The sequence below is a fragment of the Chryseobacterium sp. BGARF1 genome (genome assembly GCF_001677955.1).
Taxonomy (GTDB): domain Bacteria; phylum Bacteroidota; class Bacteroidia; order Flavobacteriales; family Weeksellaceae; genus Chryseobacterium.
The window spans coordinates 31,618-56,743 of record NZ_LELA01000003.1 but is presented as its reverse complement, the minus strand read 5'-3'; the positions used below and the strand labels follow the sequence as shown (position 1 = coordinate 56,743).

Here is a 25,126-nt window from a genome sequence, read left to right as displayed (position 1 = left end):
AATGTTAGAAATTATAAAAGAACCCTGGCCTTGGTACATTGCAGGCCCGCTTATTGGTCTTACTGTTCCGATGCTGTTGATTTTGGGAAATAAATCATTCGGAATCAGTTCGTCTTTAAGACATATTTGTGCAGCGTGTATTCCTGCAAACGTAGACTTTTTTAAGTACGACTGGAAAAAAGAATCGTGGAATTTATTCTTTGTTTTAGGAATTTTATTTGGAGGAATGATTGCTTCATATTTTATGATAAATCTGGGAGATATTTTGGTAAATCCAAAACTTAAAGCAGAATTAGCAACCTACGGAATTACAGATTACAGTAATCTTGTACCGACACAACTGATGAATTTTAAAAGCTTATTAACGCTAAAAGGTTTTCTCCTAATTGTTGTCGGCGGATTTTTGGTAGGTTTTGGAACCCGATATGCAGGAGGCTGTACAAGCGGACATTCAATAATGGGAATTTCTAATCTTCAATGGCCTTCTTTGGTAGCAACAATTTGCTTTATGGCAGGAGGTTTTTTAATGGCAAATGTAATTTTGCCAATCATTCTTTCACTTTAAATTTTATTTTAAAAATGACAAAAGAAAAAGACATACGTCATCAAGATACTATTTGTGTTAACGAAAGTAATCCTAAGCATCCATGGTATTACAATCTTAAATATCTTGTAGTAGGTATTTTATTTGGAATTGTTTTTGTAAAAGCCGAAATCATAAGCTGGTTCAGAATCCAGGAAATGTTTCGTTTACAATCATTTCATATGTATGGCGTCATCGGAACTGCTATTCTTACAGGAATGATTTCTATATGGTTGATTAAAAGATTTAATATAAAAACCATTCATGGAGAACCTATTAGCATAGCTCCCAAAAAATTCAACAAAGGTCAAATCTATGGCGGGTTGATTTTCGGATTTGGTTGGGCAATTACCGGAGCATGTCCCGGTCCTTTATTCGCACAAATAGGAACTGGAGCTTTAGTAGTAATGATCACTTTGTTGAGCGCCATCTTTGGAACTTGGATTTACGGATATTTCAAAGAGAAGTTACCCCATTAATTGTATTCTGCACACTCTTTTTTGTAATGATTTTTTTACTGATGCAAAATTTTAGTAATTTAGGAAAATCTTAAACCTTATCATGGACAGCAGAAGGAAATTCCTTAAAAGATCAGCGCTTATTTCTTCAGCATTATTGTTAAATCCATTGGATTTGATTGCTAAAGACTCATCAGAGAACAACAAAATAATTAATAAACCGATTGTACTTTCCACATGGAATTTTGGTTTAAAAGCCAACGAAGAAGCATGGACGATCCTTGGAAAAGGCGGAAGAGCTTTGGATGCAGTTGAAAAAGGGGTACGTTTGGTAGAAAATGATCCCAACGAAAGAAGTGTTGGTTACGGCGGTCGACCCGACAGAGACGGAAGAGTTACGCTCGATGCGTGTATTATGGATGAAAATTACAACATCGGTTCGGTTGCTTGTCTTGAAAATATCAAAAATCCAATTTCTGTTGCAAGAGCCGTAATGGAAAAAACACCACACGTCATGTTGGTAGGTGATGGAGCACTACAGTTTGCCGTTTCTCAAGGTTTTAAAAAAGAAAATATTCTCACAGCTGAATCCGAAAAAGAATGGAAAGAATGGCTGAAAGACAGCAAATATCAACCTATTGTCAACATTGAAAATCACGATACGATTGGAATGATTGCACTCGATGCTCAAGGAAATCTTTCGGGAGCCTGTACAACAAGCGGAATGGCGTTTAAAATGCACGGCAGAGTAGGAGATTCCCCAATTATTGGTGCTGGTTTATTTGTTGATAACGAAGTGGGTGCGGCAACTGCAACAGGTCATGGTGAAGAAGTTATCAGAACAGTAGGAACTCATCTCGTAGTAGAATTGATGAGACAAGGTAGAAATCCGCAACAGGCATGTAAAGAAGCGGTCGAAAGAATTTTAACCATCACAAAAAAAAGAAATAAAAACCTGAAAGATATTCAAGTTGGTTTTATTGCGATCAACAAAAAAGGGGAATATGGTTCTTATTGCATTCAAGACGGATTTAATTTTGCGGTTTACGACCAAAAAGGAAACCGTCTTGAAAAACCGCAGTTTGCTTTAAAATAAAAAGTTAAATCTTAAACCTAAAGCGTTTATCAATCAATAAAAACGGGTTTTAACCCGTTTTAAGTATAATAGATTATCCATTTGGCTTTAGCCAAAACTTAAAAACGAAATATGAAAAATATATTTATTATTAGTTTACTTTTAATAATAAGTTGCAGTGAGACTAAAAAGGAAGAAATTAAAATTAATAATCTCCCTAAAGAATCTGTAGTAGAAAATAATTCCAAAGATGCTGCTGAAGCAAAAGCCTGGTTAGTAAAAAGTATAGAAAGTTATTTTAATGCAGATATTTCTAATCAGGAAAATATCATGCAGAATATAACGACCAAAGATTATTATAATTTCAAAATAGATGCAACAAATGTTGATTTGGATGTTGATGGAAGTCTTACATTGAAAGAATTCCAGAAAAAATGGAAGAATAAGTTCAATACCGAAAATGTTGCTTTAAATACAGGTTTTCTTATTTCAGCACAAGATTGGACGAAGATTGAAGTGAAAAAATGCGATTTAAATGCAAGTCTTGAAAATGATTACAGTTTTTATGTAGAGTTGCAAGATATAGAATCTAAAGAGATTTTTAAACGCATTATTAAGGTCGCTAAAATCAAGAACAAATTCTTTATTGGAAATGTTTTAGAAAAAGTTAATTAAAAAATTAGAATAAAATATATGTTCTTAGAAATCGCAACATTCGATATCACTTCTGCCGAAATTGCTTTAAATTCTGTTGCCGACAGAATTGAATTTTGTGCAGACATCAATTCAGGAGGAATTACTCCCGACCTTGAAGAATTGAGATATTTAAAAGATAAATATTCTAAACCTATTCACGTAATGATTCGCCCTGTAGGAGGAGGTTTTTTATATACCGATTCAGAATTCAGGCAAATGCAGAAAAGCATTATTGAATTTTCTAAAGCCAAAGCAGATGGTTTTGTTTTCGGAATCTTAGATGAAAATCAGGAAATAGACATCGAAAAAAATAAAATACTGATTGATTTGGCTAACGGAAAACCTTGTGTTTTTCACAGAGCAATAGACCGAACCAAAAATATTTTTGAATCGACTGAAAAATTGATTCAACTAGGTTTTAAAGAAATTCTTACTTCCGGAGGAGAAAATTCTTCAATGGAAGGAAAAGAAAATTTAAAAAAACTGGTTGAAGATTATTCTGATGACATCAAAATCTTAATTGGTGGCGGTGTTCGTTCCCATAATATTTCAGAATTGAAAAATGTAACTCATGGTCAATATTTTCATTCTTCAGCAGTTTTGCCTTATGAAACCTTTGCTAATGCGGAAGAGATTAAAAAACTGAAGTTTAATATCTAATAATTAGAGTATAAAAAAACATTAACGCAAAGATTTTTTAGAATCGTATTATCTAAGCGAGCAAAGGTTGCGACAAAGTCGCTGATTAAGCTTGGAGACACGTATGCTTAATCAAATCAATTTATTGATTACTCTTTGCCCACTTATAGTGTATGCATTTATTGTATTAAACTTTGCGTTAAAAAAATAAAACACAACAAATGACAGAAAATGAATTATCATATAAAATTATAGGTGCAGCTTTAGAGGTTCATAGAAATCTTGGGGCAGGATTAATGGAAAGTGCTTATGAACAAGCTTTAGTTTATGAGTTGGAGAAAATAGGATTAGAAATTAAACAACAAATTTATCTCTCGGTTGCTTATAAAGAAATGAACATTGAAAATGCATATAAGGTTGATTTGATTATTAATGATAAGGTAATTATTGAGATTAAATCTGTGCTAGAATTACATCCTGTTTTTTATTCACAAATTACAACTTATTTAAAACTGACTAATATAAAACTAGGTCTTCTCATTAATTTTAATACGCCGCTTATCAAAGACGGGATCCATAGAATTGTAAATAAACTGTAGATGAACAAAACAATACTTCTTGCTTTACTTCTCATTCAAATATTAGTCAACGCACAATTTTCAGAACGAAATTTATCTTCTGAAAAATGGCAGTTCAAAAACTCCAAAGAAAATAAATGGCTCACGGCTTCCGTGCCGGGGACGGTTCATTTGGATTTGATGAATAATAAACTTATTCCCGACCCTTACAAAGACGAAAACGAGAAAAAAGTACAGTGGGTTGAAAATGAAGATTGGGATTATCAGACGGTTTTTAAAATTTCAGCTAAAGAATTAGAGAATCAGAATACAGAATTGGTTTTTCATGGATTAGATACGTTTTCTGAAATTTATTTAAATGGAAAACTGCTAAAGAAAACCGATAACATGTTCAGAACGTGGAAAATTCCGGTAAAAAATGATTTGAAAGTTGGAAATAATATTTTACAAGTAAAATTTAAATCTTCAGTAAATATTGGAAAAGAATTTGCGAAAAAAGTTCCGTTTACAATGCCGGAATCACCGCGAAGTTTTGTGAGAAAAGCGCAGTATCAGTTTGGTTGGGATTGGGGACCAAGATTGGTTACCGCAGGAATTTGGAAGGACGTAAAATTGAATTTCTGGAATCAGGCAAAAATTGAAAATATAAAAATAGAACAGAAAGCTTTAACAAAACAGAGAGCTGATTTAAATATTTACGCAGAAATTTATGCAGAAAAAGAAGGGAAATATGTTTTTGCAACTGATAAAGAAAATCATGATATTGCCTTAAGAAAGGGCTTGAACAAAATATCAGTTCCGTTTAAAATTGAAAACCCACATCTATGGCAACCGAACGGATGGGGAAAAGCGATAATTTATGCGCTTAAATTTTCATTAAAGAAAAATTCAGAGACTATTGATAGTAAAGAAGAAAGAATTGGACTAAGAACTGTAGAATTAATTCAGGAAAAGGACGAAAAAGGAAAATCTTTCTATTTTAAAGTTAATGCAAACCCGATGTACGCAAAGGGAACGAACTGGATTCCATCTGACAGTTTTACACAGAGAATTACCAAAGAAAAATATAAAAAACTCATCAAAGACTGTAAAGATGCGAATATGAATATGATTCGTGTTTGGGGTGGTGGAATTTATGAAGATGACGAATTTTACAAAGCCTGCGACGAAAACGGTATTCTTGTTTGGCAGGATTTTATGTTTGCCGGAAGTTTTTATCCGTCAGATGAAGATTTTTTAAATAACGTCAAAGAGGAAGTTAAGGATCAGGTCAATCGACTTCAAAATCATCCGTCGATTGCTTTGTGGTGCGGAAATAACGAAATTGATGAAGCCATTGTCAATTGGGGATATCAGAAGCAATTCAAATATTCAAAAGAAGATTCATTGCAGGTTTGGAAAGATTACAAAAAGGTTTTTCATGAAGTAATCCCGAATGCGATTAATGAGTTTGCAACAAAAGATAAATCAATTTATTGGGAAAGTTCACCTTCCATTGGTTGGGGGCACAAAGAAAGCTTAACCGAAGGTGACTCTCATTATTGGGGCGTTTGGTGGGGTGAGTTTCCGTTTGAAATTTATAACGAAAAAGTTCCAAGATTTGCTTCAGAATATGGTTTTCAGGGAATGCCGAGTTTGGAAACTGTTAAATCAATGTTTTCAGGAAATCCTGATTTCAGTTTAGAAAATCCAACGATTAAAGCGCACGAAAAAAATGCAAGAGGATTTGAAATTATTCAGAAATACATGGAACGTGATTATGCAGTTCCGAAAGATTTTGTGAAATATAATTACATTTCTCAGCTGCTTCAGGCTCGCGGAATGCAGATTGCCATTGAAGCGCATCGTCGTGCAAAACCTTACAATATGGGAACTTTGTATTGGCAATTAAACGATTGTTGGCCTGTAATTTCCTGGTCATCGATTGATTATTTAGGAAACTGGAAAGCTTTGCATTATCAGGTTAAAAGAAGCTTTGAAAATCAGGTAATTTTAACCGAAGAAAAAGAGGAGTTTCTGGATTTTTATGGGATTAACGATGAATTAAAAAAGTTTGAAGATGTAAAAGTAGAAATCCAGGTTGTTGATTTTAATGGAAAAATTTTAAATGATTTAACTACTGTTCAGGATGGAAAAATACTCGATGGAATTGTGAAGTTTAATCATATAGAAATTAAAAACTTAATTAAATATTACAATAAAAATGAAGTCTTTTTAAAATTAATCTTAAAGGATAAAACCAAAAAAGTTATTGCCCAAAGCAATCACTTCTTTTCAAAACCAAAAGATTTAAAGCTTACAAAACCCAATATCAAAATCAAAAAAATCTCTGCAACAGAAATCGAAATTTCAACTGATGTGTTTGCGAAAGATGTTTATTTGATGGGCGATACTCATTTTAGTGATAATTTTTTCGATTTGCTTCCAAAAACTTCCAAAAAAATTACCCTTTCAAAACCATTAAAAAGCGTTGAGGTAATGACTTTGTGGGATACAATGAATGAGTAAACAAAAAGACCGATTTAAAAAAACCGGCCTAATTCAAATTTATCTACCTCTACATATTTACAGTTAAAACATTTGTGTATCGGATATCAAGCTAACGTGAAAAATATTTATTTATTTTGAAAGTTTAAAACTTTTTTTAAACATCGAAAATCCTACTGACAAACTGTTGTCATAAACTGCGATTACCTTTGTCTTAAGATTAACAACTTAAAATAAAAAATTATGACAACTACAGCAATTGCAACCCAACAGTTTATTTCTTCAGCACAAATGCTAGAACATTGGCAAGGTCACAGAAACCTTACAAGAAGGGTGATTGATGCATTTCCTGAAAAAGAATTATTTGAATTTTCAATTGGCGGAATGAGACCTTTCGCAAAGCTGGCAGTAGAATTAATCAGCATTGCAGGTCCAGGTTTGAAAGGAATTGTAGATCATCAGGAAGAAAAATTTTCTGAAGAAGCATTTAAACCAAAAACAAAAGAAGAGATTCTTGCAAAATGGGATTCTGAAACAGAAGTGATTAACCAATATTTCAATCAGATTTCTGAAGAAAGATTTCAGGAAACGTTTAATTTATTTGGTGAGTATGAATTTCCGGTTTACCAAAATATTCTATATTTTATTGATAATGAAGTGCATCACCGTGGTCAAGGGTATACTTATTTAAGAGCTTTAGGTATTGAGCCGCCTTTCTTTTGGGAAAGATTCTAAGCATCATTGATGCTCTTATTTAAAACTCCTCTCGTAAATTTTGCAAATTAAGCAGTAACATCTGTGAACATCTGTGAAATCTGCGGGAGATTTTCATTTTAATGATACAAATTAAACTATTTTTCAATCAAAATTTTTCGAAAGTTTTTGAATCAATTCTTTCATTGTCATTTTTAAAGACTCAGGCTCAATAATTTCAGCGTAATCAAAAAATGTGATCAGCCAACGTGGAAATCCTTCTTTGATCCACTCTGTTTCAAACGTCATCTCAACTCCTTTTTCGGTTTCTTTCTCTTCGATTAGTCCGTAATAAATTTTTGAATTATTCAGATGCCCTGTAATTTTTTTGTCAACTAAAAGTTTGACGATGGTTTTATTTCCGTTCGGAGTTTTTCTGTAATCATTAATTTGACCGTATTCCTGCAAATAAGGATTTTGAGTTTTTACAATGCTTAAAATACGGTCTATTCTAAACTGCCTGTAATCATTTCTCAACGTGCAGTAAGCAATGATATACCAATAATGAAACTCGAAGAAAACACCTACCACTTCTATGGTTCTTGTGGAAATTTTATCATCAACGGTTTTATATCCTATCAAGATCTGATGTTTTTCGGCAATACTTTCCAGAATTGTTGGGATAATATTTTTTATTGTATCCTCCGTTTTTGGATTGTAATTGTAAATATCGATCTGATTTTCAATATTCTGAATTAAATTTTTATCTGAATGTTTTAAAACAGAACGCAGCTTTTCCATCGCTGTTTGATAATGGTTTCCCAAACTTTCATGTGAAAACTTCTGCATTAACTTTTCAGCAGTAATGAAACTTAAAACCTCCTGTTTAGTAAACATAACCGGTGGAAGTTTATAACCATCCATCAGAGAATAGCCATTTCCTGCTTCCCCAATAATGGGAATTCCGGCGTTTTCTAAAGTTTTTACGTCACGATAAATCGTTCTTATACTGACATCAAATTTTTTTGCCAAATCCTGTGCTCTTACAATCGGTTTTGATTGCAGTTGCGTGAGAATTGCGGTTACTCGGTCAAGCTTTTTTAGGTAATGATCGTTCATTGATACAAATTTAATGTTGATTTTTTTTAACGCAAAGATTTTATTTTATTGTGTAATATTTTAAGGAGCTAAGAGTAATCAATAAATTGATTTTAAGCGTGAAAATATTTTCAAGCTTATTCAGCGACTTGTCGCCATCTTTGCTCCTTAAATAGTAATGTGATTTATTAAATCTTTGCGTTTAAACTCTTTCGTATTATTTAATTCTTAAACGTATTCACCAATTTATCTAAATTCAAACTTCTTGCAGAAGCATCAAAAATTTCTCTGTAAGTTCCGTTCATTTGTACCAATTCATCGTGAGTTCCACTTTCTACGACATGACCTTTTTTCATAACATAAATTTTATCTGAATCTAAAATCTGTGAAAGGGAGTGTGAAATAATCACAACGGTTCTTCCTGCTTTAATGGCATCCAAAGAATTTTTAATCTGTTCGGTGGCAATTGCATCTAAACTTGCAGTCGGCTCGTCAAGAAAAATAATCGGTGGATTTTTTAAAAATAATCTGGCAATCGCGATTCTTTGCTGTTGTCCGCCAGAAAGCTGAGTTGCATCGTGTTTATATTTTTCCGGAAGATCTAAAATCTGCTCATGGAGATAGGCTTTTTTAGCCGCTTCTTCAATTTTTTCAAAACTTGCATTCATATTTCCGTAACGAATGTTGTCTTCAATACTTCCTTGAAAAATATGGTTCTTCTGCAAAACCAATCCCAGATCATCCCGTAAAAAAGTATTGTTATAATTCGTTAAATCAACTTTATCTAAAATAATTTCTCCCGAATCAGGAAGATAAAACTTGCAGAGAAGATTGATGATGGTTGATTTTCCGGCTCCACTTAATCCGACTAATGCGGTAGTTTTTCCATTTTCAATAGTCATTGAAACATCGTTGAGTGCTTTTGTTCCGTTGGGATAGGTGAAATTAACATTTCTTAATTCAAAGTTTCCTGTGATCTTATTTTCCACAAAAGTTCCGTTCGGTTCGACTTCATTGTCTGCATTTAAAATATCAAAATAACCTTCGGCATAAATCATCGCATCATTCATATCATCATAAATTCTGTGAAGCTGTCTGATGGGCGAAGAAACATTATTGAAAAGCATGATGTGAAGCATGATCGCACCAATTGTCATTTGTTGATCTAAAACCAAATAAACCGTCAGAAGAATAATTAAAACAACCCCAAACTGCTCGATAAAAGTTTTTAAACCATCGTAAATAAAATTGGTTTTTCGGGTAAACATTTGACTGTCCATCAATTGCATCTGAAGATCGTACTGTTTTTTGCCTTCAAATTTTTCGCGGACAAAACTTTTGATCACCATAATCGAATTGATCAAATTTAAAAGTCCTGAAGTTTTCTGTTCACGCTGATTCCTTAAAGTTCGTCTTACTCCGCCCAATTTTTTCGCCTGTAACGAACTGATATAAAAATAAATAGGAACAATGATCGTTGAAACTAATCCTACATAAACGTTTTGCAAATACATAATGATCAAGGCGATAAATGCATTTGAAAATAAAGGAAGCATATCAATAAAGAAATTCTGAACGAGTCTTGTAAGGCTTTCAATTCCACGATCGATCCTGATTTGAAGTTTTCCGGATTCGTGATTTTCATCATTAAAATAAGCAACTCTATACGTAAGGATCTTGTCGATGGCTGATTGAGCTAAAACCGAACTTACATTAATTCTGATTTTTTCACCATAAAATTTCTGCCCGAAATTGATGAAAATATTCAACAATTCTTTTCCCAATAAAATGATCGAAATAATAATCAGAATATGAACTCCTTCACTCATAGGATGTGGAAGACGCGTCAGTTTTGTCACTTCATCCACGGTATATTTTAAAACTAAAGGATTCACCTGAGCTGCCAAAGCGCCGAGAAAAGTAAGGAACAAGGTTCCGTAGATCATCGGTCGGTAAGGTTTTATAAATGGAATGAGTTGTTTATAAATTCCAAATAAAGTCACTGTTCTGTTAAAAGGTTTTGCCATGGAAATTATTTAACTAAAATAATACGTTTGTCATATATGAGATAAACAATTTACGATTATTATTCCACTTTAATTCCGAGATATTTTTTCAGAAAAGGATCTTTTCCCGATATTTTTTTAATTTTAACGGTTTTGGAAACTAATGCAAGCCAATAACCTTCAGAATTTTTAAACAGATAATAAGTTGAGGAACCAGAATTGTCGACACCGCATTGCGGCCAGGAACCTTCAAATACTGAAAGCAGTTTTAAATTTTTATTTCTTAAAATCCTATAATTTTTAAAGTAGATGTAATCTTTATCAGACAGAAAAAGATCAAAGCCTTGAAAAGAATAATAGCCAACTGCAGAATTAGCATCAATCCCTTTGATTGCGTTCAGTCCGCTTTTACTTGAAAAATGATAAACATAATTTTTGTCTTTGTAATATTCAGGAGCATCTTTAACTCTTTCAAAGGTTTTTGCATCAGCAAAAGTTTCTTTATTCTCCCAATAAATTTTATCGTCTACTTTAGATAAGGAATAATTATAGAAAGTTTTGAGCTTAACAGAACCGTTGATATTGATAAGATGCTGTCTTTGAGTTTTCGCATTTTCTATTTGTTCTGCAGTCAAATTTTCGAAAAGCCCGTCAGATAAGTTGTATGCCTGATTTTTGTAAAAAACATACATGTTGTTCTTCTCACTTATCATGATGTTTTTACTGCTTACGGGATCAGAATATTTAAAAGGAAATTTATAAAAAACCAATTTATTGATTTTATGATCGAACCGCCACGAATAGACTCCGTTTTTATCATAACAGAAATCAGAATTTTCAATTGTTCCAAAGCTGGAAATATCCAGATTATTTTCAGTAATATCAATGTTTTTGAAGAACAATCTTTTCCCGTCTGTAATATAAGCTGAGTTGGTACCTTTCCATGTTTTTAGATTGACAAAATCTGCTGCATGAATTGGCATTGTTTCATATTCTGAATAAACATGATCTTTATCTCTCGAATAAAAGTTAGACAATGAGATAAACGAATCTTTATCTATTCGGGAATCAATTTTATTTTGAGAAATAATGTGATCTTTTGTTTTTGAAAAGTAATTGTTAACGTATTGCAACGGTTCACTATTAAAAAACTGTCTCTCTCCTTTTATATAAATGGAATTTTTATCATAGCATAAATCTGAATCTGTAAAAACAGCACTGTCAGGATCAATACCTTTGATTATTTTATCGTAGTAATAAATGTAATATTTGTCTTTGAAGAATGTTATGTAAGAAAATCCTTTGGGATTTCTGATGCGTTGGAATTCAGATGCATCAAGATTATTAATTACTGTAAGATTTTTATAGACCGCTTTATGGGTTTTCCAGAAAAAACCACCATCCAGAGTTCTTCCTAGGTTTTCAAAACCAAGGGTGTCTGTTTTTACGAAATTTCCATCAATAAAAACTCCATCTTTATTTAAAGCAAAAAAATCAGCCTGGCCATTTTCTGGTTTTACAAGTGATTTTCCACCACTTGCAATTAGTTTTATAGTTCTTCTGTCTTTTTGGTATATGATTTTATCATCATCTACAAGATATAGAGGTGTGTGAAAATTAAGACGATCTCCTATCACCAAAGAAGAATCTAACTCTGGTTTTTTTACATAATCTATTTTTTGCGCATAACAGGTTATTGAAAGAAATAAAAATATAGAAAATAAATATTTTTTCATTCCTTTTAAGTTTTACCCCTCAAAAACATAGGTTGTCAAGTAATGCAATTCAGATTGACTTGCTGCTTTAGAATCCGCTTCCGCCTGTTCCAAAGAATAATTTGAATTGATCTCTTTTTTCTGGAAAACAAAAGAATTGTTAGCGTTTTTATCAACTATATCATTGAAAATATGTTCAATTTCTGAATTTCCCAAAGATGCAAAACTGATGTCTTCAAAACCATGCATCAATCGAAGGTCATCAAACTGAGCAAAGTTTTCATTGACGAAAGCTTGCATCTGAGATTTAGAATCAAAATTTCCTGCCCAGATATTGTAAGCGTAACTTTTCTTACTTGGTTTGTCGAAAATACTTTGGTAAACGAAGTTTTCTCCTAAATAAGCTTCTCTTACTTGCGGATCGTTTGCCAAATCTTCAGGAAGACCTTCTTTCAGAATCTTTCCTTCAAACATAATATATGTTTTGTTGGTAATTGCCAAAGTCTGCTGTACGTTGTGATCGGTAATCAAAATTCCGATGTTTTTGTCAGTCAAACTTCTTACAATTTTCTGAATATCTTCCACGGCAATCGGGTCAACTCCCGCAAAAGGCTCATCCAAAAGAATAAAACTCGGGTCTGTCGCCAAACATCTTGCAATCTCAGTTCTACGTCTTTCCCCTCCGGAAAGAAGATCTCCTCTGTTTTTACGAACGTGTTGTAGAGAAAACTCCTCAATCAGTTCATCGCATTTTATTTGCTGTTCTCTTTTTGAAAGTTTAGTAAGCTGCAAAACGCCAAGAATATTATCTTCTACAGAAAGTTTTCTGAAAATTGATGCTTCCTGCGCAAGATAACCTATACCTTTTTGAGCACGGCGATACATCGCGTCTGAGGTAATTTCCTGTTTGTCGAGGAAAATTTTTCCTGAAGTAGGCTTTACCAAACCTACGATCATGTAAAATGAAGTGGTTTTTCCGGCTCCATTCGGACCCAATAAACCTACAATCTCCCCCTGTTGAACCTGTACAGAAACGCCTTTTACAACTTTTTTGGGACCGTATTCTTTGATTAAGTTTTCTCCTCGTAAAATCATAGTCGCAAAGATAAAGTTTTTTTGAATTAGAAATTTATTTTATGAATAACTGCATTTTAATTTTAGCAGAGTTTAACAGAAGTTTCCAGTCTTGATTTTTTGTTACTTTTGTATGAAGACAAAAGTAAAAGAAGTAAAGTTTAAAAAAGTATGGTAAATTTTGTTTTAATCGCGGTCTGTATTTTGGCAGGAATGATTTTCAAACAAACAAAATCTATTCATCCCGACGCACACAAAGGCATCAATACTTGGATTCTTTATTTAGCACTTCCTGCAGTTTCTTTTAAATATTTACCAAAGGTTCAATGGTCTGCAGAAATGCTTTTTCCAATACTTTCAACTTTTGTAATTGCGATTGGATGTTTCTTTTTTATGATGTTTTACAGCAGACAAAAAGGATATTCCAGAAGATCAAGAAGTACGTTGGAATTAGCAAGTGGTTACAGCAACACTTCATTCATTGGATTTCCTTTAATCTCTGCTTTCTATGGTGAAAGTCTTTTAAGTATTGCGATAATCTGTGACCAGACGATGTTTTTTGCACTTTCCACATTAGGAATTATCGCTGCGGTAAAAGGTGGAAGCAAATCCGGAAAAGTGAGTGCCATTTTTATTCTGAAAAGATTGGTTACTTTTCCGCCGTTGATCGGTTGTATTGCCGCATTGATTTTATCTCAATTCATCGATTTTACTTTTGCAGAGCCACTTTTTGATAAATTGGCTGCGACTGTAAGTCCGCTAGTTTTGTTTTCTGTTGGATTGCAGTTGAAATTTAATGGTTGGAAAAAATTGTTGCCACAGATTTCAGCTTCTATGTTTTATAAATTAATTTTAGCTCCGATAATGATTTTAGGTTTAGCTTTATTACTCGGAATTAAAGGTAATGTTGCGAAAATTTCTGTCTTTGAAGCTGCAATGCCGACTGTAGTTACGGCAAGTATTATTGCCGAACAATTTAAACTTAATACAAAGCTGACGAATTTGATTATCGGATTCAGTATCCTTGTTGGATTTATTACTTCGGCAATTTGGTATCAGATTATTGAATTGATTTTCTAATTTATTAATTCAAAATCATACAAAAAAATAGAATCTATATTGTCTCTCCACTGCTCTACAGAAGCGGCATTACTTGAGCTTGGCATAATAGAGGTTGATTGATAAATGGTTGTGCCTTTTAGTTTAATTTTTGCTTTGAAATTCATCGTCTTACCTGTTTTTTGAATATTTAAAAGGGTGAAAATAGAATTTCCCATCATTTCAGATTCAGAAAAGGTAAACTCAATACTATTATCCTTAGTCTCATCTCTTTTGAAATTTTTGAGCATATCAAACATATCTTTTTTCTCAGTAATGTTTTCTTCGGAAACCAGCTCGAAGTTTATAATTTTATTTTTTTTAAATTCAGGTTTTAAAATAATTTTTTTACCAATAGGAATGGTTATTTCTGATTTCTTTATTAAAACTCTTTCTTGTGCATTTATCGTGATTATAAATAATAAAATGAATAGAGATAAGAATTTTTTCATGATAGTTTTAGTTTAATTGAATCTGATTGGACTATAAAAGTATAAAAAATTGCACTTCTCTGAATAAAAATCTAATTTTACACTTTAATTATTCCCTTGCAATACGCTCAAATTATTTTACCGCTTAATCTGAAAGGAACTTTTACGTACAAAGTACCCGAAGAAATACAATCAACAATTCAACTCGGAATGAGAGTTTTGGTTCCTTTTGGTGGGAAAAAAATCTATACCGGAATTGTTTTTGAATTTCATGACGAAGAGCCTACTCAGTTTGTGGCAAAGGAAGTCATCAGTATTTTAGATGAACAGCCGATTCTGCCATCACAACAGATTAAATTTTGGAAATGGCTTTCAGATTATTATCTCTGCAATTTGGGAGAAATTTACAGGTTTGCTTTTCCGTCTTCTTTAAAACTGGAAAGTGAAACCTATTTAAAATTAAAACCCAATATTACCGTTGAGTTTGAAAATTTAGACGTCAATGAAATGTACCTTATTCAGGCATTGGAAGTTCGTCAGCTGATCAATTTAACGGATATTGAAGCATTTATTCCGAAAAAAGACATTATTAAAACCATCAACTCGCTGATCGATTTACAATATATTGAGATCGACGAAAAGATTGCTGAAAAATATAAGGCCAAGGAAGTTGCCTACGTTAAAATCAAAGATGAGGTTTTAGAAAACCAGAATCTTACTGAAATTCTTTTAAGTTTAAAAAGAGCTCAGAAACAGAAAGATCTTTTTCTGCATATTTTAGAAAAACAGACTGAAAATCCTGATTTGCATATTAAAAAATCAGAATTGTTTGAAGATGGTTATTTTGCAAGTTCGCATTTTAAATCTTTGGCAGATAAAAATTTGGTTGAAGAATATTACATGCAGAAAGATCGAATTGAAAGCTATGAAGGCGAAATTGAAGAGGTTGAGGAACTAACGGAAGTACAGAAAGCTGCAAAAAATGAAGTGGATGAAGCGTTTGAAGAAGGGAGAAATGTGTTGCTTCATGGGGTAACTTCATCAGGAAAAACGCATATTTATTTAGAGAAAATCGAAGAATGTATTTCGCAAGGTAAAAATGTATTGTTTTTACTTCCTGAAATTTCTTTAACAAAGCAAATCACTCAGCGATTAGAAAAAAAATATGGCAGACAGCTTGGCTTTTATCATCAGAAACTGACCGATTTTGAAAAGGTGGAAATTTGGAGAAGAATAAAAAATAATGATGTTAAAGTCCTTATTGCGACAAGAAATTCACTGTTCTTACCCTACCAGAATTTAGGATTGATTGTTGTAGATGAAGAGCACGATTCGGGGTACAAAGCGAGAGAAGTTTCACCGTTTTTCAATGCAAAAGATTCGGCTTTGGTTTTGGCTAATTTTTATGGAGCTAATGTGATTTTAGGCTCAGCAACACCTTCTGTTGAAAGCTATTATTTAGCCCGAAAAGAGAAGATGAAATATATTTTTCTGAATGAAAGATTCGGCAATGTAAAACTTCCTGATTTTGAACTGATTAATTTTAAAGAAGCTCAGGATTCTAAAAAAGTTTCCGGAAATTTTTCTTTAAAACTGATTGATGAAATTAAAAAGACTTTAGAAGAAAAAAATCAAACGATGATTCTTCACAACCGACGTGGTTATGCCAGTGTTTTGGAATGTGAATCTTGCGGATATGTGAATTACTGCTCGAATTGTGATGTTGTGATGACTTATCACAAAGCTGCTCACGAAATGAAATGCCATTATTGCGGACAGAGAGCTTCTAAGCCGAAAACCTGCCCGAAATGCTATTCTGAAAACCTTAATGAAAAAGGAGTAGGGGTAGAGCAGATTCATGAAGAAATTTCAAAAATTTTTCCTGATAATGAAGTCGACAGAATGGATGTTGACTCTATGAGAAAGAAGTTTGCCTACGAAAAATTATACGAAAAAATCGAGGACAGAGAAACTGATATTGTTGTTGGAACTCAGATGATTTCTAAAGGTTTAGATTTTGATCATATCGAGTTGGTAGCAATTCCAAAAGCTGATTCTATGCTCTATGTACAGGATTTTAGAGCTGAAGAAAGAGCATATCAACTAATCACGCAGGTTTCCGGAAGAGCGGGAAGGGTTTCAGGGAAAGGCCGAGTTTTAATTCAAACCTTTAATCCGGATCATTCTGTTTTTCAGTTGATTAAAATGAATAATATTTCTAAGATCTATAAATATTTCCTTACCGAACGTCAGAAATTTAATTATCCGCCTTTCACAAAGCTAATTATGATTGAGCTTAAACATCGAAGAGATGAAAAAGTGGATCGTGCTTCTCAGTTTTTAGGGTCAATTTTAAGAAAATATCTTCCTGAAGACTGTATTTTAGGTCCTGAAAGGGCGCAAATTGCGAGACTTAATAATTTGTATCAGTTTCAGGTTTTGCTTAAACTTCCACGCGGTAAAAACTATGAGAAATTCAAAAGTTTAGTTTTGTTAAGTTTAAAAGAATTTGATGAAATCACTGCTTATCAAAGCATTAAAAAAGATGTTTTTGTTGATTTTTAACAAACTTTAACATATTTTATAGCCTTTTATTATAGTCCACAGAACTACCATACCATAATAATTTCTACATTTGAACGTTGACTATATGTTTGGATATTATGATTCGATTTAACTAATCGTTTTTTATTCAATCCAAAATATATACAAAAGAAAAATTAGATGGTAAATTTCAGAAAATATATTTCAGGTGTTACGGTCTTGGCTGCTGGTTTTTTATTTGCACAATCGACCGTTTCTACAGTCCTTTACTCTCAGAATTACGATAATAAAGCAGGTGTAAATCTCCCTTCGCCAATTGCGGCTGTGGAAAAAGCTATTTTGTCGCCAAAAGAACTTGTAGACATCAGTGTAAACACAATGATGACCGACCCTGTGTTGAAAAACGCAACTTGGGGATTTGTGGTCTACGACCCAAAAACGAAGAAAATAATTTCTTCGTACAACGAAAATACTCCTCTTGTTCCCGCTTCTACAACGAAGCTGTTGACTACCGAAACTGCAATGAGCATGTTGGGTGAAAACTACCGTTGGATGACACAGCTGGAATATTCGGGAGAAATCGACGAGAATGGAACTTTAAACGGTAATCTTTACATTGTAGGAAGTGGCGACCCATCTTTGGGAACCAATAAAGCAGGAGCTTGGTCTTACAAAGACATCGTTTCAGATTTTGCTGGAGGAATGGCTCGTGAAGGTATTAAAAAGGTAAATGGTGATATTGTAATTCAAACAGCGCTTTTCAAAGGTAACATTTCGGCACTTCCGGAAAATGTTGTTTGGCTAGAAAACAATAACTACTATCTTCCTGTAGGTACTACCAAAGAGATCAACCCTGCAAATGAGAAGCTTATTGTAAAGAAATCAATGAATCCTGCGGCAGATAAGAAGTTTTTTTATGTTTCGCCTTACGTAAATAAGATGGTTTATGCTGAAAAGTATGACGGAAATGGAACTTTAACGACGAAATTACCTGATGCTCCAGCCTTCCTTGCCAATTCATTTAAAGCAAGCTTGGTGAAAAGCGGAGTAGCAGTTACAGGAAAAGTAACTCCTAAAATGACCGATGCTTCTCCAGAAGTTAGAAAGATGATTTCGGCTTATAAATCTCCGACTTTGGGTGATATTATTTATTATACGAATCAAAGAAGTGATAACTCTTTAGCAGAGGCATTATTAAAAACCGTTGGTTACTTCCAGGTGGGTGATCAAACTTCAGAGTCGGGTAGAATAGTGGTTAATAATCACTTAAAAGATATTGCATTTGATGTTGAAGGTTTGAATTATATGGACGGAAGTGGGTTGTCTAGAAGTAATAAAGTAACTCCAATCTCGCAGGTGAAATATCTTAGTTCTTTAATGGATGAAAAATTCTACAAAACATATTTTAATTCTTTACCAATTGGAGGACAGTCTGGAACACTTAAAGGAATGTTTGTAGGGGAAGGAAACGGACAGGTTTTTGCTAAAACAGGAACTTTAAATAAAGTGAAAACGTTGGCAGGATATTTAAAAACCAATTCAGGAAGAACATTAGTCTTCTCTTTAATGGTCAATAATTATGCAGGATCGGTCGGTCAGGTAAAAAGTAAAATGGAAACGATTCTTAAACCGGCTTTAGACTTATAAAAATTATTAATTTCATACTAAAACCTTTTAATCATTGATTGAAAGGTTTTTTTTATCTTTATTCCCTAATTATTTTACTATGAAAAAACTTTGCCTTTTATGTTTTAGCATTTTTGCTATTCATACTTTATCGGCACAAAACCAAAATGAGAACGTAGAAAAAAAAGGTTTATTAAATAAGGAAATGAAGTCTTATGCGGCTAAAATGGCTGCAGGAAATACCAATCCCAACACATTAAACTACGATTTGCAGTACCAAAGAATGGATGTGTCTATTAATCCTTCAGTTTATAATATTTCAGGGTCGGTAACATCACATTTTAAGCCTTCACAAGCGTTGAATACGATTTATTTTGATTTGAATAATAATCTTACGGTTTCTCAGGTAAATTATCATGGTCAAAATCTTACTTTTCAGCAATTATCAACTAAAGAACTAAAAATAAACTTTACAGCTTCTTTGGCTGCAAATGTTTTAGATTCTCTTACAATTAATTACAGTGGAGCTCCTGATACAACAAACAATGCATTTTTTAATGGCTCTCAAGGAGGAACACCCATTCTTTCTACATTAAATGAACCGTATGGTGCACAAGATTGGTTTCCTACAAAGCAAAGTTTAAATGATAAAATTGAAAGATTTGATTTGAAAATAACGACTCCAGCTCAATATAATGTTGCAGCTAATGGTAAGTTGATGTCTGAAACAACTTTAGGGAACGGACAAAAACGTACTTTTTGGAGAACACAATATCCGACGGCCGCTTATCTTATCGCCCTTTCGATTACAAATTTTGTGAAATTAAATGATACAATGGGAAATCCGCCTTTTCCTTTTGTGAATTATGTTTATCCGTCTACCAATACGAATGTAACAAGTATGGCAAATATAGAATGGACCAAAACGGTAATGAATACTTTTGAAACCTATTTCGGAGCTTATCCTTTCCGTAATGAAAAGTATGGTCACATGGAATTTGAAGCAGGAGGTGGTATGGAACATCAAACGATGTCTTCAATGGGTGGCTGGAGCAAACAATTAATCGCACACGAATTGGCGCATCAATGGTTTGGTGATAAAGTAACTTGTGGTGCGTGGAATGACATATGGCTGAATGAAGGTTTTGCTACTTTTGGAGAACATCTTGCTTACGAAAAACTGATTATGAATAATGCTGATTTCCTTAATTATCTTTTAGGCGAAAAAAACTATATTACAAGCATTACAGGCGGAAGTGTATATGTGGCAGATGCTAATTTAGGAAATATCAACTCAATTTTCAGTGGAAGATTATCGTATTCGAAAGGTGGTTATGTGGTAAGAATGATGAAATGGGTTTTGGGAGATACAGTGTTTTATCAAGCATTGAAAGACTATCATGCAAGACCGAATCTGGCTTATAGCTATGCAAGAACAGCCGATTTGAATGCTTCTTTACTAACTTCAACCGGAAAAGATTTTACAGAATTTTTTAATGACTGGATTTACGGACAAGGTTATCCTACCTATGATATCAGATGGAAGCAGGTGGGAAATCAGGTGACTTTTAAAGCATCACAGACACAAAGTCATGCGTCTGTTAGCTTTTTTGAAATGCCATTACCGATAAAAGTGACCGGAACTGGAGGGCAGACTGCTTTTTTTACTTTAAATAATACCTCAAATAATCAATATTTTACAGAGGCTGTCACATTTCCAATTGCCAGTGTACAGTTTAATTATGAATATCAGATGTTGGAGAGAAACTCAACAGTTTCTCAAGATAGTAGTTTGAGTACGACAGATCTTAAAACTGAAGAATTCAGTATTTATCCAAACCCTGTAAAAGATGAATTATTTGTTTCGGGATTAAAAAAAGAAACAGATTATGATATTTTTACAGCAGACGGAAGGTTGGTGAAAAAAGGCAAAACAGATAAAAAAATAGGTGTATCTCTGCTGCAGAAAGGGGTTTATTTTATTAAAATATTAAATTCAAACTTAAAATTTGTAAAAGAATAAAAAATAAATTATTGTATTGATTTTCAATGTATATTTGTTTACAAACAAAATAATTAATACTTATGAAAACAAATTTATTCTTTTTCAATTTTCTTTTATTGACATTTTTAATGTTTAATCTCACTTCATGTGAATCTAAAAAATCAGACAATCCTTTACTAGACACACAATGGAGAGGATTGGCAAAAATTCCTCACGAAGCAGAGATTGATTTAAAATTCTCTAAAGATAAAATTGATGTACTGCTCGATAATAAAGTAATCGAAACAATGAATTATACATTGAGTAATGGTGATATCAATATTGTGAAAAATTCTGGTGGAACACCTTGTAATGTAGGAGCAAAAGGTAAATACAAATGTGATGTGATCGGTGAAAATTTGGTGATGACACATATTTCAGATGAATGTACTGATCGTGTAAAATCTTTACAAGGAATTGTTTATAAAAAAATTGAAGTAAAAAAATAATTGCAAATCGTTTTTGTATTTTTAAAGCTTTCATTCGTGAAAGCTTTTTTTGTTTCTTGCTTTTGACTATAGCTTTTAAATGATTAATAACCGAAAAAAACAATAAAGAGGCCGAAACGTATTTTGTTTAATGCCTTTTTATTAAATTAGCGCAACTAAAATTTAAATATAATGATCTCTGGAAAATATCTTGAAAATCTACAGAACGAGCTGAAAAACATCGAAAATGACGGTCTTTTTAAAAAAGAAAGAATCATCACTTCTCAGCAAAGTGCAGAAATTGAAGCGAATGGAAAGAAGCTTTTGAACTTTTGTGCCAACAATTATTTAGGATTATCAAACCATCCTGAAGTAATGAAGGCTTCACAAGATATGATTGGTTCTCACGGTTACGGAATGTCTTCGGTACGTTTTATCTGCGGAACTCAGGATATTCACAAGCAGTTGGAAGAAAAAATTGCAGAATTTTTAGGTCTTGAAGACACTATTCTTTATGCAGCTTGTTTTGATGCAAATGGTGGAGTTTTCGAACCTTTATTTACAGATGAAGATGCAATTATTTCAGATGAATTGAATCACGCTTCAATTATTGATGGAGTTCGTCTCTGTAAAGCAGCAAGATACCGTTATAAAAATAATAATATGGCAGATTTGGAAGCTCAGTTGATTGCTGCTTCCGAAAAAAATCACAGATTTAAAATCATCGTTACAGACGGAGTTTTCTCAATGGACGGAATTGTTGCAGACCTGAAAGGAGTTTGCGATTTAGCCGATAAATATGATGCTTTGGTAATGGTTGATGATTCTCACGCAACAGGTTTCATCGGAAAAACAGGTCGTGGAACTCACGAAGCTAACGAAGTAATGGGTAGAGTAGATATCATTACTTCTACTTTAGGAAAAGCTTTAGGTGGTGCTTTGGGCGGATTTACTTCCGGTAAAAAAGAGATTATCGATATGTTGAGACAGCGTTCTAGACCTTATTTATTCTCAAACTCATTGGCCCCAGGAATTGTGGGTGCAGCTTTGAAAGTTTTAGAAATGATTTCTGATGACACTTCACTTCGTGATACCGTTATGGAAAATGCGGAATATTTCAGAACGGAAATGAAAGCAAAAGGTTTTGATATTCCTGATGGAGATGCTGCGATTGTTCCTGTAATGTTATATGATGCTAAATTGGCTCAGAAAATGGCAGAAAAACTGATGGATGAAGGAATTTATGTAATTGGTTTCTTCTATCCGGTTGTTCCAAAAGAAAAAGCGAGAATCAGAGTACAGCTTTCTGCTGCTCATACAAGAGAGCATTTAGATAAAGCAATTGCTGCTTTTGAAAAAGTAGGAAAAGAATTAGGAGTAATTTCTTAAAAAAATAAACCATTCTACAATTGTAGAATAAAAACAGAATTTCTATATTTACGGAAATTCTGTTTTTTTATGCTTAAAAATATCTTACTAACCCTGCTGTCAGTTTTTGTTTTCGTTTCGTGCCAAACTAAAACGAATCAATACATTAAGATCTCTGATAAAGTTCAGAAACGACACGGAAAATGGATAGAAAAATATCCTACTGAAGAAGGAACATTAATTACAGTTGGAAAATATAAGAAAGGCGAAAAAGTAGGAGTCTGGAAAACGACTTTAGAGAACCAGCTTTATCAAAAAGAAAAAATAGGAAGAAAAAAAATTAAAATGTTCGTTTATCATCGAAACGGAAATATTATGGAACGCGGACAAAGCAAACTTGATATTTCAGAAAACGAACGCCACTGGTATTACTTTGGAGACTGGAAGTTTTACGATGAAAACGGAAAACTGAAATACATAAAAAAATACGCCGATGGTAAAAAAATCGACAGTCTTTCTTCTAATAAATAAGCCTTTCTAAACCATAAATCTTTAATAAATTTTTAGACATAATATTGATAATGCTTTTTAGTTTAAGTTGAGTAACAAAATCATTATATTTGCGCTTAATTTTCGCTTAAATGTTTTTTAAATCAAGATATATATTAGAATTTTCTAAGCCAAAACGTGAGGTTTTAGAAAATATTGAAAAAGATATATTTCAATATTTCTCCAATTATTTTGGTAAAAGCTTTACGGGAAAAGTAAGTGAAAATGGATTTAAAATAAAATTGATGGGAGGAAGAGATTCTCCAACCTTCAAAGGAAATTTTATTTTGAATAGAGATAATGAGGAAAGCTTTGAGCTATCTGTTGGATTTGAATATTATGAAATACTACATTATTTAATTTTCTTAAGTTTTATATTAGTTTTTATAATTAAAAGTTACGATGGAAATTATTATTTAATGCCAATTTATTTAGCTGTCTTAGGATTAATTATCTATTCAGGTTATTTTCGATTAAAAAAGAAAAAGAGTTTATTCTTCGACTATTTGAAAAACTTCGATAGAGATTGTAATATTACTCATATAAAATAATTTATTGATTTAAAATGCTTTATACAATAATAAAGGCGTTACACATTATTTTTATGGTCAGTTATTTTGCGGGAATTTTTTATCTCGTAAGGATTTTCGTGTACTATAAAGATACCGATGCTTTTTCTGACGAAAAAAAGACGATTCTGAGAGAGCAATATACCTTTATGGCTCGAAGATTATGGAACATTATTACCGTTCCTGCCGGAGTTATAATGGCTGTCTGCGGTTTGGTGATGATTTTTTTGAATTCGGGATTAATGAAAATGCCGTGGTTTCATTTAAAACTAACGTTCCTCATCGGATTGGCGATTTACCATTACTGGTGTTGGAAAAAAGTAAAAAAATTGGTAAAACTTAATGGCAATACTTTAGAAACAGCTAATTTAAAACTAAGGCAGGCCAACGAAATTGCCACATTTATTTTATTTTTGGTCGTTTTTACCGTTATTTTAAAATCTCAGGTCATTGAATATTGGTGGCAATTAATTACCGGATTTTTCGTTCTGGTATTTTTAATCATGATGACGGTGAAGCTGGTGAATAAAAAAAGTAAAAATTAATAACGTTAATAGTGAATGGTCAATTGTGAGTTAATTTAATATCACTTACCTGAAACCTAGTTCCTATAACCTAAAACCTAAAATAAAACATGTTTGCAATTTTAAAAAAAGAACTTTGGAGTTATTTTGGCAACTGGAGCGCGTGGATCATCATTGCGGCATTCAGTCTGATAATGACTTTGTTTCTGTTTTTCTTCGAAAATGACTCTAATATTTTCGACATCGGAATAGCGTCTCTACAGAGCTATTTCGTGTTGGTACCTTGGTTACTGATGTTTATTATTCCGGCATTGTCGATGAAAACTTTTGCGGAAGAACAGCAAACAGGAACTTTAAACTGGCTATTCTCACAACCTCTGAAAGTTTCAGATCTGGTTGCAGGGAAATTTCTTTCCGTTTGGGTGGTCGGAATTTTATGTCTAATCCCTTCGGTAATTTATTTTTATACGATTTATGTTTTGGGAGTTCCTGAAGGAAACATCGATATGGGAATGACTTTCGGAAGCTATTTCGGTTTAATTATTTTAATCGCTGCTTTTTCGGGAGTCGGAATTTTGGCTTCATCACTTTCTCAAAACCAAATCATGGCTTATTTGTTGGGAGTTTTCATGTGTTTCATCATGTATTTCGGAATCGAGCAGTTAGCAAGTTATAAATTGTTAGGCGGAGCAGATTTTATTTTACAGAATGTAGGTTTTTATCAACATTTCTTAGGTTTCACAAGAGGTCTTATTGATTTTAAAGATGTTGCCTATTTTGTGTTTATCATTGGTCTTACCTTAACATTGTCTAATCATTTTATCAATAAAAAGAAGTAAAAAC

The 25,126-nt window shown here is 32.9% G+C and carries 22 protein-coding genes and 1 pseudogene; 18 read left to right on the top strand and 5 right to left on the bottom strand.

From position 1 onward, the window contains the following. The first annotated feature begins 1 nt into the window (after window position 1). The 8 genes from AB671_RS01090 (at window position 2) to AB671_RS01055 (ending at window position 7,251) form a co-directional block, all read left to right on the top strand. Window positions 2-565 (top strand): YeeE/YedE family protein, encoded by a 564-nt coding sequence (locus AB671_RS01090; protein ID WP_066679518.1) that lies wholly within the window; start codon window positions 2-4, stop codon window positions 563-565. A gap of 14 nt (window positions 566-579) precedes the next feature. Continuing rightward, window positions 580-1,062, top strand: a complete 483-nt coding sequence (locus AB671_RS01085) for a DUF6691 family protein (protein ID WP_066679519.1) — start codon at window positions 580-582, stop codon at window positions 1,060-1,062. 82 nt (window positions 1,063-1,144) lie between these two features. After that, entirely contained in the window at window positions 1,145-2,137 is a 993-nt protein-coding gene (locus AB671_RS01080) for an isoaspartyl peptidase/L-asparaginase family protein (protein WP_185114101.1), read from the top strand. Between the two features lie 111 nt (window positions 2,138-2,248). Continuing rightward, window positions 2,249-2,791, top strand: coding sequence for a hypothetical protein (locus AB671_RS01075; protein WP_066679521.1), 543 nt, complete (start codon window positions 2,249-2,251; stop codon window positions 2,789-2,791). Window positions 2,792-2,809: 18 nt separating this feature from the next. Next, window positions 2,810-3,472: a copper homeostasis protein CutC gene (locus AB671_RS01070; protein ID WP_066679522.1), complete on the top strand. Its 663-nt coding sequence runs from the start codon at window positions 2,810-2,812 to the stop codon at window positions 3,470-3,472. Window positions 3,473-3,672: 200 nt separating this feature from the next. Next, window positions 3,673-4,050: a GxxExxY protein gene (locus AB671_RS01065; RefSeq protein WP_066679523.1), complete on the top strand. Its 378-nt coding sequence runs from the start codon at window positions 3,673-3,675 to the stop codon at window positions 4,048-4,050. After that, the gene (locus AB671_RS01060) at window positions 4,051-6,537 is read left to right on the top strand and encodes a beta-mannosidase (protein WP_066679524.1); all 2,487 of its coding nucleotides are present in this window, start codon (window positions 4,051-4,053) and stop codon (window positions 6,535-6,537) included. A gap of 222 nt (window positions 6,538-6,759) precedes the next feature. Continuing rightward, window positions 6,760-7,251: a DinB family protein gene (locus AB671_RS01055; protein WP_066679525.1), complete on the top strand. Its 492-nt coding sequence runs from the start codon at window positions 6,760-6,762 to the stop codon at window positions 7,249-7,251. Window positions 7,252-7,374: 123 nt separating this feature from the next. On the opposite strand, the gene AB671_RS01050 is transcribed toward AB671_RS01055, so the two are convergent. From AB671_RS01050 to lptB, 4 genes and pseudogenes are all read right to left on the bottom strand, one after another. Continuing rightward, on the bottom strand, window positions 7,375-8,328 hold the full coding sequence (locus AB671_RS01050; protein WP_066679526.1) for a helix-turn-helix transcriptional regulator: 954 nt from the start codon (window positions 8,326-8,328) through the stop codon (window positions 7,375-7,377). Between the two features lie 200 nt (window positions 8,329-8,528). Further along, window positions 8,529-10,253 carry an ABC transporter ATP-binding protein gene (locus tag AB671_RS01045; protein ID WP_082987198.1) on the bottom strand — a complete coding sequence of 575 codons (1,725 nt, stop codon included), beginning with the start codon at window positions 10,251-10,253 and terminating at the stop codon, window positions 8,529-8,531. A gap of 140 nt (window positions 10,254-10,393) precedes the next feature. Continuing rightward, window positions 10,394-12,049, bottom strand: coding sequence for a DKNYY domain-containing protein (locus tag AB671_RS01040; RefSeq protein WP_066679527.1), 1,656 nt, complete (start codon window positions 12,047-12,049; stop codon window positions 10,394-10,396). 348 nt (window positions 12,050-12,397) lie between these two features. Continuing rightward, a pseudogene (gene lptB / locus AB671_RS01035) lies at window positions 12,398-13,123 on the bottom strand (LPS export ABC transporter ATP-binding protein); the annotation flags it as partial. A gap of 150 nt (window positions 13,124-13,273) precedes the next feature. Between lptB and AB671_RS01030 the strand changes: the two are divergent. Beyond that, window positions 13,274-14,182 carry an AEC family transporter gene (locus AB671_RS01030; protein WP_066679528.1) on the top strand — a complete coding sequence of 303 codons (909 nt, stop codon included), beginning with the start codon at window positions 13,274-13,276 and terminating at the stop codon, window positions 14,180-14,182. Here AB671_RS01030 and AB671_RS01025 read toward each other — a convergent pair. Continuing rightward, complete coding sequence (locus AB671_RS01025) at window positions 14,179-14,652, bottom strand: hypothetical protein (protein WP_066679529.1); 474 nt, start codon at window positions 14,650-14,652, stop codon at window positions 14,179-14,181. The genes AB671_RS01030 and AB671_RS01025 overlap by 4 nt on opposite strands. 96 nt (window positions 14,653-14,748) lie before the next feature. Here AB671_RS01025 and priA point away from each other — a divergent pair, with 96 nt between their 5' ends. The 9 genes from priA to AB671_RS00980 all read left to right on the top strand — a co-directional run bounded on the left by priA (window position 14,749) and on the right by AB671_RS00980 (window position 25,122). Continuing rightward, entirely contained in the window at window positions 14,749-17,196 is a 2,448-nt protein-coding gene (gene priA, locus AB671_RS01020) for a primosomal protein N' (RefSeq protein ID WP_066679530.1), read from the top strand. Window positions 17,197-17,355: 159 nt separating this feature from the next. After that, window positions 17,356-18,822, top strand: coding sequence for a D-alanyl-D-alanine carboxypeptidase/D-alanyl-D-alanine-endopeptidase (gene dacB / locus AB671_RS01015; protein ID WP_082987196.1), 1,467 nt, complete (start codon window positions 17,356-17,358; stop codon window positions 18,820-18,822). Between the two features lie 79 nt (window positions 18,823-18,901). Beyond that, complete coding sequence (locus AB671_RS01010) at window positions 18,902-20,824, top strand: M1 family aminopeptidase (protein WP_066679531.1); 1,923 nt, start codon at window positions 18,902-18,904, stop codon at window positions 20,822-20,824. A gap of 62 nt (window positions 20,825-20,886) precedes the next feature. Then, window positions 20,887-21,294, top strand: coding sequence for a hypothetical protein (locus tag AB671_RS01005; protein ID WP_066679532.1), 408 nt, complete (start codon window positions 20,887-20,889; stop codon window positions 21,292-21,294). 171 nt (window positions 21,295-21,465) lie between these two features. Further along, window positions 21,466-22,662, top strand: a complete 1,197-nt coding sequence (kbl, locus tag AB671_RS01000) for a glycine C-acetyltransferase (protein ID WP_066679533.1) — start codon at window positions 21,466-21,468, stop codon at window positions 22,660-22,662. Window positions 22,663-22,731: 69 nt separating this feature from the next. Further along, the gene (locus tag AB671_RS00995; RefSeq protein ID WP_082987195.1) at window positions 22,732-23,172 is read left to right on the top strand and encodes a hypothetical protein; all 441 of its coding nucleotides are present in this window, start codon (window positions 22,732-22,734) and stop codon (window positions 23,170-23,172) included. A 110-nt stretch (window positions 23,173-23,282) separates the two neighbouring features. Next, complete coding sequence (locus AB671_RS00990; protein WP_066679534.1) at window positions 23,283-23,741, top strand: hypothetical protein; 459 nt, start codon at window positions 23,283-23,285, stop codon at window positions 23,739-23,741. 14 nt (window positions 23,742-23,755) lie between these two features. After that, entirely contained in the window at window positions 23,756-24,304 is a 549-nt protein-coding gene (locus AB671_RS00985) for a CopD family protein (protein ID WP_066679535.1), read from the top strand. Window positions 24,305-24,393: 89 nt separating this feature from the next. Continuing rightward, window positions 24,394-25,122, top strand: a complete 729-nt coding sequence (locus AB671_RS00980; protein ID WP_066679536.1) for an ABC transporter permease subunit — start codon at window positions 24,394-24,396, stop codon at window positions 25,120-25,122. Window positions 25,123-25,126: the final 4 nt, after the last annotated feature.